This is a genomic window from Streptomyces sp. NBC_00083 (assembly GCF_026343295.1).
GTDB lineage: Bacteria > Actinomycetota > Actinomycetes > Streptomycetales > Streptomycetaceae > Streptomyces.
This window is the reverse complement of record NZ_JAPELY010000003.1, coordinates 83,687-97,186: the sequence shown is the minus strand read 5'-3', so window position 1 is coordinate 97,186 and position 13,500 is coordinate 83,687. Positions and strand designations below refer to the sequence as shown.

At 73.2% G+C, this 13,500-nt stretch carries 8 protein-coding genes; 5 read left to right on the top strand and 3 right to left on the bottom strand.

Annotated features, from left to right (window positions below):
* Positions 1-91 precede the first annotated feature (91 nt).
* The 3 genes from OOJ98_RS24305 (at position 92) to OOJ98_RS24295 (ending at position 8,088) form a co-directional block, all read left to right on the top strand.
* Positions 92-706, top strand: a complete 615-nt coding sequence (locus OOJ98_RS24305) for a hypothetical protein (RefSeq protein WP_267057141.1) — start codon at positions 92-94, stop codon at positions 704-706.
* A gap of 115 nt (positions 707-821) precedes the next feature.
* A complete protein-coding gene (locus OOJ98_RS24300) occupies positions 822-3,044 on the top strand; it encodes a flotillin family protein (protein ID WP_267057140.1) in 2,223 nt (740 codons plus the stop codon).
* Positions 3,045-3,243: 199 nt separating this feature from the next.
* Positions 3,244-8,088, top strand: coding sequence for a DNA repair ATPase (locus tag OOJ98_RS24295; RefSeq protein WP_267057139.1), 4,845 nt, complete (start codon positions 3,244-3,246; stop codon positions 8,086-8,088).
* A gap of 51 nt (positions 8,089-8,139) precedes the next feature.
* Here OOJ98_RS24295 and lgt read toward each other — a convergent pair whose 3' ends face one another.
* The 3 genes from lgt to OOJ98_RS24280 form a co-directional block, all read right to left on the bottom strand.
* The gene (gene lgt, locus OOJ98_RS24290) at positions 8,140-8,982 is read right to left on the bottom strand and encodes a prolipoprotein diacylglyceryl transferase (RefSeq protein ID WP_267057138.1); all 843 of its coding nucleotides are present in this window, start codon (positions 8,980-8,982) and stop codon (positions 8,140-8,142) included.
* A gap of 237 nt (positions 8,983-9,219) precedes the next feature.
* Positions 9,220-10,734 carry a DEAD/DEAH box helicase gene (locus OOJ98_RS24285; RefSeq protein WP_267057137.1) on the bottom strand — a complete coding sequence of 505 codons (1,515 nt, stop codon included), beginning with the start codon at positions 10,732-10,734 and terminating at the stop codon, positions 9,220-9,222.
* A 383-nt stretch (positions 10,735-11,117) separates the two neighbouring features.
* On the bottom strand, positions 11,118-11,321 hold the full coding sequence (locus tag OOJ98_RS24280; RefSeq protein ID WP_018536328.1) for a cold-shock protein: 204 nt from the start codon (positions 11,319-11,321) through the stop codon (positions 11,118-11,120).
* Positions 11,322-11,644: 323 nt separating this feature from the next.
* On the opposite strand from OOJ98_RS24280, the gene OOJ98_RS24275 reads away from it, so the two are divergent.
* Positions 11,645-12,829, top strand: a complete 1,185-nt coding sequence (locus OOJ98_RS24275) for a sensor histidine kinase (protein WP_267057136.1) — start codon at positions 11,645-11,647, stop codon at positions 12,827-12,829.
* Positions 12,826-13,482, top strand: a complete 657-nt coding sequence (locus OOJ98_RS24270) for a response regulator transcription factor (protein WP_267057135.1) — start codon at positions 12,826-12,828, stop codon at positions 13,480-13,482. The genes OOJ98_RS24275 and OOJ98_RS24270 overlap by 4 nt, the downstream gene beginning before the upstream one ends.
* Positions 13,483-13,500 lie beyond the last annotated feature (18 nt).

Here is a 13,500-nt window from a genome sequence, read left to right as displayed (position 1 = left end):
CGGTGCCGGGACGCGACGACGCGCCTGGTGCCGGAGAACCCCGGTGTGTCCCGGTCACGATCACCGGGCCATGAGCGAAGGGGGCGCCACGATGACCGAGTTTCTCGCCGCGGCGCTCGGGTTCCCCGCCGCCCTGTTCAGCGCGGCTCTGATCGTCGTGGTGGCCTTCTGGCTCCTGGTCCTGGTCGGCGCCGCCGAACACACCACCTTCAACGGGGACGTGCACGGCCCCGTGTTCGGCGGGGGCGGCGTTCCCGTGAGCGTCGCGGTGTCGCTGCTCACCGGGATCTCCTGGTTCATCAGCCTCGCCGGTTCCGTCCTCGTACGCCGCTCCGGGGCGTCCGGCGTCGCGGGTGCGGCCCTGGAGGCCGGGGTGCTGGCAGCGGCGCTGCTGTGCGGCTGGGCCCTCACCCGCTTCCTCGTCGGCCGGCTGCGGCGCGCCTTCCCCGACCGTCCGCCGCCGTCCCGGCTCGACTTCGTCGGCCTCACCTGCACGATCCGTACCGGCTCCGTGTCGGGGGACTTCGGTCAGGCGGAGGTCGCGGCGGCCGACGGGTCGACCGCCCTGGTGCAGGTCCGCCAGAGCGGCACCGATCCCCTGGGCCTCGGCAGCACGGGCCTGCTGTACGCGTTCGACGACGACGGCGAGTTCTTCTGGGTCGCGCCCTACGACACGGCGCTCGACCCGCGCGACGCCCGCACCTGACGCGCCCGGCACGCGCCGGCCCGGTCCGGCTCACGGTCCCTCGCGGGCGTCCCGCCGGCCCTGCGGCCCACACCCCGGCCCACCTCTCTCATCTCACCTGTCCCAAGGACGTCTCATGGATGCCATTTCCCTGGGCCTCGGCGTACTCGTCGCCGTTGTCCTGCTCATCGCGATCGCCCTGCTCCTGGTGGTCGGCAAGCTGTTCCGGAAGGTGGAGCAGGGCCGGGCGCTGATCATCTCGAAGACCAAGAAGGTCGACGTCACCTTCACCGGCGCCGTGGTCCTTCCGGTGCTGCACAAGGCCGAGTACATGGACATCTCGGTGAAGACCATCGAGATCCGCCGCACCGGGCGCGAGGGCCTGATCTGCCAGGACAACATCCGGGCCGACATCCACATCTCGTTCTTCGTGCGGGTCAACAAGACCGTCGAGGACGTCATCAAGGTCGCCCAGTCGATCGGCACCCAGCGGGCCAGTGACCGGGTCGCCATCCAGGACTTCTTCGCCGCGAAGTTCTCCGAGGCGCTCAAGACGGTGGGCAAGCAGCTCGACTTCGTCGACCTCTACACCAAGCGCGAGGAGTTCCGGGACCGGATCATCCGGGTCATCGGCACCGACCTGAACGGCTACCACCTGGACGACGCCGCCATCGACCACCTCGAACAGACCCCGATGACACAGCTCGACGCGGCGAACATCCTCGACGCACAGGGCATCCGCAAGATCACCGAGCTGACGGCCGTCGAGCACGTACGCACCAACGAGTTCCAGCGCACCGAGCAGAAGGAGATCACCCGGCAGAACGTGGACGCCCGGGAGACCATCCTGGAGCTGGAGCGGCGGCAGGCCGAGGCGGAGATCAAGCAGCGGCGCGAGGTCGAGACGCTGCGCGCCCGGGAGGAGGCGGCGACGTCCAAGGTGCAGGAGGAGGAGCGGCTCGGGGCGCAGACCGCGTTCCTGCGCACCGAGGAGCAGCTCGGGGTGCAGCGGGAGAACCAGGCCCGGGAGATCGCGGTCGCGCAGAAGAACCGCGAGCGGGTCATCGCCGTCGAGAACGAGCGCATCGAGAAGGACCGGATGCTCGAAGTCATCGGCCGCGAGCGGGAGACGGCGCTGTCCGCGATCGCCAAGGACAAGGAGGTCGAGGCCGAACGCCGTGAGGTCGCGGACGTCGTCAGGGAGCGGATCGCCGTGGACCGCACGGTCGCGGAGCAGGAGGAGTCGATCAAGAAGCTCCGCATGGTCGAGGAGGCGGAGCGCACCCGGCAGGCCGTGATCATCGGCGCCGAGGCGGAGGCTCAGGAGAAGCTGGTCAAGGACATCAAGGCGGCGGAGGCGGCGGAGGCCGCGTCCAAGCACCGCGCGGCGGAGCAACTCACCCTGGCGGAGGCCCGGTTGAAGTCCGCCGACCTCGACGCGCGCGCCAAGCTGCGGCTCGCCGAGGGCCTCCAGGCGGAGGCGGCGGCCGAGGGTCTTGCCCAGGTCCAGGTCCGCGACAAGGAGGCCGAGGTCATCGAGAAGGCCGGCCGCGCCGAGGCCGAGGCGACGGGCGCGCGCCTGAAGGCGGAGGCCGAGGGGTCCCGGCTGAAGGCGCTCGCGGTCGCGGAGGGCACGCAGGCGCAGGCCAAGGCGGACGCCGCGATGATCGGGGAGAAGCTGAAGGCGGAGGCTGAGGGCCTCACCGAGAAGGCGGCGGCGATGGCGGCGCTCGACGACGCCTCGCGTGGTCACGAGGAGTACCGTCTGCGGCTCGCCGCCGAGAAGGAGATCCGGCTCGCCGGGCTCACCGCGCAGCGGCAGGTGGCCGAGGCGCAGGCCGCCGTCCTGGCCACCGGTCTGGAGCACGCCGACATCAACATCGTCGGCGGCGAGTCCGTCTTCTTCGACCGGCTCGTCTCCTCGATCTCGCTCGGGCAGGGCATCGACGCGTTCGTACGCCACTCCGAGACCGCGCAGGCGCTCGCGGGGCCCTGGCTCGACGGGAGCGCGAGCTTCCCCGAGGACCTGACGCGTGTGCTCGGCTCGGTGTCCACGGGCGACGTCCAGAACCTGACGGTGTCCGCGCTGCTGATGAAGCTGATGAACACGGGCGGCTCCAACGCCGGACAGCTCAGCGAACTCCTCGACAAGGCACGGCAGTTGGGCCTGACCGACCTGCCGGTGACGGCACTGGCCGGGGCGGTCGACGGCCCGGTCGGCAGGCCGGGCGACCAGTCGGTCGACGGCTCGGCCGTCGGGTCGGCCGTCGGCTCGGCCGTCGGGTCGGCCGTCGGGTCGGCCGTCGGGTCGGTGAGCCACTCGGTGAACGGCTCGGCCGGCGGGCCGGCCACGGTCTGAGTCCCGCCACGGCCTGAGTCCCGGCCACGCGCCGAGGACGGGTCGGGGCCCCGGGCCCTTCGCCCCGGGCCCCCGACTCCCGGCCCGGTCCGGACGCCGATGTCCGGGCCGGTCCGGTCCCCGAGCGCCGACCGGCCCGGATCCCGAGCCCCGGGCCGGTCCGGACCCCGTACGAACGCATCCGCAGGGAGCCCCCACCATGAACAGCACGTCCCCCTCGTCCGCGGTGGACGCGGGTACCTACGAGGTGCTGCGGGACCGGCTGGCCGCGCAGGCCGGCGAACTGATCCGCAGGGCCGAGGCGCTCGATGCCCGGCGCGCCGAGGAGTTCGGCTCCGCCGGGCTGTCGCTGACCGGCACCGAGCAACTGCGCACCCCGGACAACCGCGTGGCCCGGGACGTCGTGGCGGTCGGCGAGCGGCTGCTGGTCGGATACGGCGGCGCGGGACCGAGGGACGCGACCGCCGTCGGGGACGTCTTCGTCCTCTACGACCGTGACGGCCTGGCACCCCTCCCCGAGGACGCCGTCCCCGGCCTGCTCGACGACCCGGCGTTCGTGCGGGAGTTCACCGAGCTCCACCGCTACTACCGGCAGGCCCGGCTCCTTCGGCTGCGCCGCGTCGAGGGCAGGCTGCTGGCCGTCTTCGGGACCGGCGAGGGCGGCGACGACATCCGTGTGCTGCGCTGGGCCGTGGACGCGGGCGGTGACGTCACGTTCCTGGACGCCCGCGGAGAGCGCGATCACGTCTTCCCGCCGTCCCAGGACATCGAGTGGACCGCTGTCACGCGCGAGGACCAGGTGCTCGGCCGTCACCCGCACCTGTCCATCGGCGGCGAGGTGTTCGTCTCGACGGTCGGCGGCGCGCTCACCGTCAAGGTCGAGGACGACACCGAGGCGGCGGAGGGCATCTACTCCGAGCCGGTCGACGAACCGCTCCAGTCGCTCGCCGACGCCGACGTCGAGTACGCGTACGCGGGCCGGCTGATCCTGCTGCGGGTGCGCCCGTACAAGGAGGAGGCCCGACGCCATCTCGTCTTCAACCGGGCCACGCGCACCGTGGTGCGGCTCGACGCCATCGGACAGGCGTGCCTGCGGCTCCCCGAGGACCAGGGGCTCGTCTTCCCCGGCGGCTACTACCTCGCCACCGGCGCCGCCAAGACCTTCGACATCGCCACCGAGGGCCTGGAGTTCGAGCGGATCGTGCGCTCCCCGGGCGCCGAGGACGTGCTGTACGCCTTCCACGCACGGGCCGGGGGGCACGGCCTGCTCCTGCCGTACCACGCCATCCGCAAAACGGTCGCCGCGCCGCTCTCCTGCCACGGCTACGCGCTCTTCGACGACGGCACGCTCCTCGTGCTGCGCGCCGACCCGGCGGGCGCCGCCGCCGAACCGGCCCGGATCCATCCGGTCCAGCGCTGGCGCTCCCCCTACGTCAGCGACACCCACGCGGCGGCGCGGGCCACCGGCGGCGGCCCGTTGTCCCGCATCGGCAACGCGGATCTGGTGCGCGGCATCGCCGACTGCCTCTTCCTCGCGCGCACGGTCGTCGAGACCACCGCGCCGGCCACCGGTGTGTACGAGGCTCTGCTCGCGTCCTGCGGGCGCGCCATCGACACCCACCACTGGCTCGGCGACTCCGATGTGGGCGATCTCCTGGCACCGTTGAGCGAGGTGCGGACCACGGCCGAGCAGGTCCTCGCCGAGTTCGAGACCGTGGGGTCCCTCACCCGGGGGGCCGCCGAGGCGCTGGAGGAGGCCGCCACGCAGATCGCCTCGCTGGTGCGCCGGCTGCGCGGCGAGGCGCCCCGCGACGCCGCCGCATGGGTGGCCCGATTGACCGAACTCCGGCGTGCGCAGGGTCACTTGGTGACGCTGAAGGAGCTCCGGTACGCGGATACCGCGCGCATCGACGAGCTGGCCGCGCAGCTCACGGCCGACCTTGCCGCCTTCGGGCAGCGGGCCGTGGCCTTCCTGGCGCGCGAGGACGCGTTCGCCGGCTACCACGACGAGACCGGCGAACTGGCTTCGCGGGCCGGGCAGATCGCCACCGTCGCCGAGGCCGCCCCGGTCGCGGCCCGGCTCGACGAGCTGACCGAGGGGCTGAGGACGGTCACCGAGGTGGTGGCGGGACTCGACGTGGGCGACGCCACCGTCCGCACCGCGATCCTGGAGCGGATCGCGGACGTGCTCGGCGGCGTCAACCGCGCCCGCGCCACGCTCGACGCCCGCATCCGCGAGCTGCGGGACCAGGAGGGCGCAGCCGAACTCGCCGCAGAACTGGGCCTGTTGGCGCAGTCCGTCACGGGCGCCCTCGCGGGTGCCGACACCCCGGAGCGCTGCGACGAACAGCTCGCCTCGCTCCTGCTGCGCCTGGAGGACCTGGAGTCGCGGTTCGCCCACTCCGACGCGGCGCTCGCCGCGCTGGGCACCCGGCGCACCGAGGTGTACGAGGCGTTCTCGGCCCGCAAGCAGACGGTGCAGGACGCCCGCGCCCGCCACGCCGAGCGGCTGGCCGACTCAGCCGCCCGCGTCCTGGAGACGATCGCCCGGCGTCTGACGGGCCTCGCCGACATGGACGCGGTCAACACCTACTTCGCCTCCGACCCGATGGTCGCCAAGGTCCGCAGGAGCGCGGACGAGCTGCGTGACCTGGGCGACCGGGTCAGGGCCGAGGAGCTGGAGGGCCGCATCAAGGCGGCCCGCCAGGAGGCGGCGCGCGCCCTGCGCGACCGTACCGAGCTGTACGGCGACGGCGGCAGGACGGTCCGGCTCGGGCGGCACGCGTTCGCGGTCAACGCCCAGCCGCTCGACCTGACGCTGGTGCCGCACGGCGACGGCCTGGCGTTCGCCCTCACCGGCACGGACTACCGCTCCCCCGTCGACGACCCGGCGTTCGCCGCCACCCGGCCCTACTGGGAGCAGTCGCTGCCGTCCGAGAACGCCGGGGTGTACCGCGCGGAGTACCTCGCCGTGCGCCTGTTCACCGAGCACGGGGCGTCCGCCCTGGCCGGCGCCGATCTGCCCGCGCTCGTGCGCAGGGCCGCCGAGTCGGCGTACGACGAGGGGTACGAGCGGGGCGTCCACGACCATGACGCCACGCTCGTGCTCGGCGCCCTGCTGCGGCTGCACGACGGCGCGGGTCTGCTGCGGCACGCGCCCGCGGCCCGCGCCGAGGCCCAGCTGTTCTGGGCGCACCGCACCACCGGGCCGGAGCGGGCGACCTGGACGCGGCGCGCGTCGTCACTGGCCCGCGCCCGCGCCACCTTCGGCCTCGCCCCGGCCATCGCGGAGTTCGTGGCCGAACTGTCCGGCGCCATGGCGGGTTCGGCCGCGGCGGCCGCGTACCTCTTCGACGAGCTGGCGTCGGCGCCCGACGGGTTCGTCACCCGTGCCGCCACCCGCGACCTGCTCGACAAGTTCCGCCTGGCGGCGGGGAGTTCGGCGTACGTGGACGACCTGGCGGCGCTCGACAACCTGGCCGACCGGCGCCAGCTCGTCGAGGCGTGGCTGTCCTCCTACGCCGTCGCCGCGGGCGAGCCGCTCGACGAGGGCGATCTCGCGGAGGCGGTCGCCGTGGAGCTCTGCCCCGAGCTGACCCGGTACGCGTGCGAGGCTCCCCTGTCCGGCACCGTCGAGGGGCTGCTCGGCGCCCATCCGCGCATCACACCGAGCCGCACCCTCACCGTACGCATCGACGAACTCCTCGCCCGCGTCGGCGCGTTCATGGAGCGCACCACCGTCGGGTTCCGCGCCTACCAGCGTCTGCGGACGGCCCTCGTGGCGGCCGAGCGCGGGCGGCTGCGTCTGGAGGAGTACCAGCCGCGGGTCATGTCGTCGTTCGTGCGCAACCGCCTCCTCGACGAGGTGTACCTGCCGCTCATCGGCGACAGCCTCGCCAAGCAGCTCGGCACGACCGGCTCCACCAGGCGCACCGACAGCAACGGCCTGCTGCTGCTCATCTCCCCGCCCGGCTACGGCAAGACGACCCTGGTGGAGTACGTGGCGAACCGGCTCGGCCTCGTCCTGGTGAAGGTCAGCGGACCGGCGCTCGGCCACGGGGTCACCTCGCTCGACCCGGCCGACGCGCCCGACGCCACGGCCCGCCGGGAGGTCGAGAAGATCAATTTCGCGCTCGCGGCGGGCAACAACACGCTGCTCTACCTCGACGACATCCAGCACACCTCGCCGGAGCTGCTGCAGAAGTTCATCCCGCTGTGCGACGCCACCCGCCGCATGGAGGGCGTGCGGGACGGCCGGGCCCGCAGCTACGACCTGCGCGGCAAGCGGTTCGCCGTCTGCATGGCGGGCAATCCCTACACCGAGTCCGGGCAGCGCTTCACCGTCCCCGACATGCTGGCCAACCGGGCCGACGTGTGGAACCTCGGCTCCGTGCTCACCGGCAAGGAGAGCGCCTTCGCGCTGAGCTTCATCGAGAACGCGCTGACGTCGAACCCGGTGCTCGCCCCGCTCGCCGGCCGCGACCGCGCCGACCTCGACCTGCTGGTGCGGCTCGCCGAACACGACCCGTCCGCCCGCGCCGACCGGCTCAACCACCCTTACGCGCCGGCCGAGTTGGAGCGTGTTCTGGCGGTGCTGCGGCATCTGCTCACCGCCCGGTCCACCGTCCTCGCCGTGAACGCCGCGTACATCGCCTCCGCGGCCCAGAGCGACAACAGCCGCACGGAGCCGCCGTTCCAGCTCCAGGGCTCGTACCGCAACATGAACAAGATCGCGGCACGGATCGACCCCGTCATGAACGCGGCCGAGCTCGCCGCCGTGATCGACGACCACTACCGGGGCGAGGCCCAGACCCTCACCACGGGCGCCGAGGCGAACCTCCTGAAGCTGGCCGGACTGCGGGGCCGCCGGACCGCCGAGCAGGAGGCGCGCTGGGCGGAGATCACCTCCGCGTACGTGCGCGCCCGGACGCTCGGCGGCCCCGACGGCGACCCGCTCACCCGGGCGGTCGCGGCGCTCGGCCTGCTCGCGGACCGCATCGCGGCCGTCGAATCCGCCATCACGCGGGCCGGGGAGCCCCGGTAGAGCGCGGGGCCCCGGCGTCGTTCCGGCACGCGGGGGTCTTGAGCCCGCGCGTCAGGGCGTCCTCAGCTCCTCCCGCGCCGCGTCCTCCTCGTCGGCCTCCGCCGTGGGGCGGCGAGTCGCGAGCAGATAGGCCACGGCCCCGAGGAACAGCGCCACGGAGACCCAGTCGTTGAGGCGCAGGCCGAGGAAGGTGTTGGCGTGGTCGATGCGCAGGGCCTCGATCCAGGCCCGTCCCGCGGTGTAGACGACGACGTAGCAGGCGAAGAGCCGTCCGCGCCGCAGGCCGTACCGCCGGTCGAGCCACAGGAGCAGCGCCATGGCGCCGAGGTCCCAGAGCGATTCATACAGGAAGGTGGGGTGGTAGAACGCGACGTCCGCCGAGCCCTCGGGCCGGTGCGCCGGGTCGATCAGCAGCTTCCAGGGCAGGGAGGTGGCGCGGCCGTAGAGCTCCTGGTTGAAGTAGTTGCCCCACCGTCCCATCGCCTGGGCCAGGACGAGGCCGGGCGCGGCGGCGTCCGCGAACTCCGCCAGGGTGATGCCGCGGCGCCGGCAGCCGAGCCAGGCCCCGACGGCGCCGAGTGCGACGGCCCCGGGGATGCCGAGGCCGCCGTCCCAGATGTAGAGCGCCCTGATCGGCTGGTGACCTGCGGTGAAGTACAGCTCGGGGTCGGTGATCACGTGGTAGAGCCGGCCGCCGAGCAGCCCGAACGGCACCGCCCATACGGCGATGTCGGAGATGTCGTCGGGGTTACCGCCGCGCGCCGCCCACCGGCGCCGGGTGAGCCAGACCCCGGCGAAGACACCGGCGATGATGCACAGGGCGTACGCCCGGACGGGTATCGGCCCCAGGTGCCACACCCCTTGGGAGGGGCTCGGCAGATACGCCAGAACCATGAACTCGACCACTCTCCACGCGCGTAGGACCGGCCGTCGCCGGGGGACCCGCCCGACAGTACAGAGGGGACCCGGCCGTACGGCGACCGCGGTGGCGGGTCCGGGCGGTCAACTGCCCGGATCCACCGCCCGGTTCACCCGGCGCAGGCATGGCCTCGCCTCGGGCCGCACGCGCGCGGTGCGCGGGTGCGAGCACCCGAGGCGGATCAACGGCCTTGAGAACCGGGCGAGTCGGCGTCAGGCGGCGCGGCGCACCCGGGCGGCCTTGCGGGCTTCGGCCAGTTCGCGGGACTCGCCGGCGCGGCGCGAGGTGCCGGCGCGGCCCTCCTGGCCGCGAGCGGTCCCGCGGCCGCGGAACGGGGCCTGGCCGCGCCTGGGCTGGTCCGCGGGGGCGGTGGCCGGGCCGACGGGGATGCCGGACGGGGCCTGGGCGCCGGTGATGCGGCTCAGTTCGGCCTCGCCGGAGCGGACCTGGGTGATGGTCGGGGTGATCCCGGCGGCCATCATCAGGCGGCTCATCTCACGGCGCTGGTTGGGCAGGACGAGGGTGACGACGCTGCCGGACTCGCCGGCGCGGGCGGTGCGCCCGCCGCGGTGCAGGTAGTCCTTGTGGTCGGTCGGCGGGTCGACGTTGACCACGAGGTCGAGGTTGTCGACGTGGATGCCGCGCGCGGCGACATTGGTGGCGACCAGGACCGACACCGCGCCGGTCTTGAACTGGGCGAGGGTGCGGGTGCGCTGCGGCTGGGACTTGCCGCCGTGCAGAGCCGCGGCCCGCACCCCGCTCTGGAGCAGGTGCTTGGTGAGCTGGTCGACGGCGTGCTTGGTGTCCAGGAACATGATGACCCGGCCGTCGCGGGCGGCGATCTCGGTGGTCGTGGCGTACTTGTCGGCGCCCTGCACGTGCAGCACGTGGTGCTCCATCGTGGTGACCGCGCCGGCCGACGGGTCGACGGAGTGGACCACGGGGTCGTGCAGGTAGCGCCGGACCAGAAGGTCGACGTTGCGGTCGAGGGTGGCGGAGAACAGCATCCGCTGGCCTTCGGGGCGGACCTGGTCGAGGAGCTCGGTGACCTGCGGCATGAAGCCCATGTCGGCCATCTGGTCGGCCTCGTCGAGCACCGTGATGGCGACCTGGTCGAGGCGGCAGTCGCGGCGCTCGATGAGGTCCTTGAGACGGCCGGGCGTGGCCACGACGACCTCGGCGCCGGAGCGCAGCGCGCCGGCCTGCCGGCCGATCGACATGCCGCCCACGACGGTCGCCATGCGCAGCTTCAGGGCCTTGGCGTACGGGGTGAGGGCGTCGGTGACCTGCTGGGCCAGCTCACGGGTGGGGACCAGGACCAGGGCGAGGGGCTTCTTCGACTCGGCGCGGCGTCCGGCGGTGCGCACCAGGAGGGCGAGGCCGAAGGCGAGGGTCTTGCCCGAGCCGGTGCGGCCGCGGCCGAGCACGTCCCGGCCGGCCAGCGAGTTCGGGAGCGTGGCGGCCTGGATGGGGAACGGCTCGTTCATGCCGAGGCTGGTGAGCAGCTCCAGGATGGGCGCGGGCATGTCGAGGTCGCCGAAGTTCTCGACGGGCGGCAGGGCCGGCGTGATGGTGACGGGGAGGGCGAACTCGCCCTGCGGCGCGGCGGGCCTGCGGCCGCCGCCGGAGCGGTTCGAGCCCTGGGGGCGGAAACGGGCGCCCCGGTCGGTGCTGCCGCCCTTGCGGGCGGCGGAGTAGCGGTCGTTCGTGCGAGCTGAACGGTTCAAGGAGAACCTTCCTCGATATGGCACGTATCGAGGGATCCCCGGCGCAGTGAAGCGGCCGTGGCATCGCAAGAACGAGCCGAAAACAGAAGTCGAATTCTGATCCGGCCGTACCTGGGCGCGAAAATTCCTTGCCCGTTGTCGGAATGCCGGGCATCCGCCGCCTGGTGGGGCGGTCGGGCCGGATCAGGACAGCGGGCCGGTGCGCGCCGGGCCCATGGCCATGGCGGTAGGTCCGCTGCGGCGGGACGCCCGGGGTGGTCCCGGTGTCCCGCGGGCCGCGAGAGTGCCGTCACATCGTGACGGCGGGCCCGGTGGAACAGCAACGGGCTGGGGCCCGCACCCCAAGGTGCGGGCCCCAGCCGCGTGCAGAAAACGCCTCAGCGTCAGGCAGGCACGATGTTCTCGGCCTGCGGGCCCTTCTGGCCCTGCGTGACGTCGAAGTTCACCTTCTGGCCTTCCTGAAGCTCACGGAAGCCCTGGGTGGCGATGTTCGAGTAGTGGGCGAACACGTCCGGGCCGCCACCCTCCTGCTCAATGAAGCCGAAGCCCTTTTCCGCGTTGAACCACTTCACGGTGCCAGTAGCCATGTCATATCTCCTTCGGGGCAATGCCCGGGGGTCCGCACTGTGCTGACCCCGTCGTTACCGCGATGATTGCCCCGTCCGGAAAAAGCACCGGAAATACAAAAGCGCCCGACGGCATAAAACCATCGAGGCACTTGAAGTCTTTGGGAACCACAACTGCAACTGGGATCAACAGTAGCACGGTTCCGGGATGCAGGCACGGCAAATACCACCATTTTGGGCGTGCCGCCAGGAAACCTCGCCGTACATTGCGCAAATTTCCGTGGCACGGGACGGGAATATTCGGCCTGACGTACGGCCGGCGCGGGCCTTGATAGCGTCGCGGCGTGGGTCTCTTGCGCGGTGCGGACGGCGGCGGAACACCGGTGACGGCGCGGGCGCTGCGGATGTCACGGGCGGGCTCGGCGGTACTGGTGCTCGGGGTGGCGGTGCCCACCTTCCTCGCGGCCGGCACCGGCGCGCGGGCCGTCGCCGCCCTGGTCCTCGCCGTCGCGCAGGCCGTACTGCTCCGGTGGGTGCTGATCCGGCCCGGTGCGGTCCTCGCGGGGAGCGCCCTGCTCGACTGCGCGATGTGGCTGCTCTTCCCCGCTCTGAGCCTGACCGGCGCCTTTCTCGGGGCCCAGATCGCCCTGTGCGTCGTGTCGGCGCTGCGACCGGTACGGATCTCGCGGTGGTGGCTGCTCGGGATGCTGGCGCTCGCCCCGCTGGCCTACACCGGCGCGGGCACCCTGGCGCTGGTGACCCACGTCCTGGCCGTGACGCTGGCCTGGACCGCGGGGCAGTGGCGCAGGGCCCACCAGGACCGGCTGGCGGCCGAGACGCGGCGGGCGGTCGCCGAGGAGCGGGCCAGGATCGCGCGCGAGGTGCACGACGTGGTGGCCCACACCGTCTCGGTGATGGTGATCCAGGCGAGCGCCGCCGACGACGTCTTCACCACCCACCCCGAGCAGGCGAGGAACGCGCTGCGCGCCATCGACAGCGCGGGCCGCTCGGCGCTCGCGGAGCTGCGGCTGCTGCTGCGCGCCGAGACGGGTGAGCACGACGGGCACGACGGGCAGGACGGGCACGACGCAGCGGGCGGGCCGGGCGGCGCGGACGACGACGGACGCCGGCCGGCGCGCGGGCTCGGCGATCTCGCCGGGCTCGCCGCCAACGCGCGGGCCGCGGGCCTCACCGTCGAGCTGCACGAGGAGGGCACCGGCCAGGACGTCCCGGCGGCCGTGGGGCTCGCGGCGTACCGGATCGTGCAGGAGGCGCTGACCAACACGATGCGGCACGCGGGGGCGAGCCGGGTGCGGGTCTCGGTGTGCCGGACCGCGGCATCGGTGCGCGTCGAGGTGAGCGACAACGGCCGCCCGGGGAACCGGAGTCGGCGCTCGGCCGGGGCGGGGCGGGGGCTGGCGGGGATGCGCGAGCGGGCCACGCTCCTCGGCGGCACCCTGGAGGCGGGCCCCGGCCCCGGCGGTGGTTTCGAGGTCCACGCCGAGCTGCCGATAAGGTACGCACCGTGACGATCCGCGTGGTGGTGACCGACGACCAGGCGCTGGTGCGCGGCGGGTTCCGCCTGATCATCGACGCCCGGGACGACCTCGAAGTGGTCGGCGAGGCGACCGACGGACGTCACGCGGTGCGCCTGGTTGAGGAGTTGAGGCCCGACGTCGTCCTGATGGACGTGCGGATGCCGGTGATGGACGGCATCGACGCGACACGGGCCATCGTCGCCTCGGGCAGCGCGACCCGGGTCCTCGTCGTCACCACCTTCGACCTCGACGAACACGTCCTGACCGCGCTGCGCGCCGGAGCCAGCGGGTTTCTGCTCAAGGACATCCGACCCGCCGAACTGGCCGAGGCGGTCCGGGTGGTGGCGCGCGGCGACGCGCTGCTCGCGCCGACCGTGACCCGCCGCATGCTGGACCGGTTCGCACACACCACCGTCCCCTCGGCGCCGGCCGCGCTCGCCGAGCTGTCGCCGCGCGAGCGCGAGGTGCTCACCCTGATCGGGCAGGCGCTCTCCAACACCGAGATCGCCCGGCAGCTGCATCTGTCGGAGGCGACGGTCAAGACCCATGTGTCGGCGGTGCTGCGCAAGCTGCGCCTGCGCGACCGGGTCCAGGCGGTGGTCGCCGCGTACGACCACGGCCTGGTCGAGCCCCGCCGGGGCTGAGCCGCCCGCCGCGCGGCC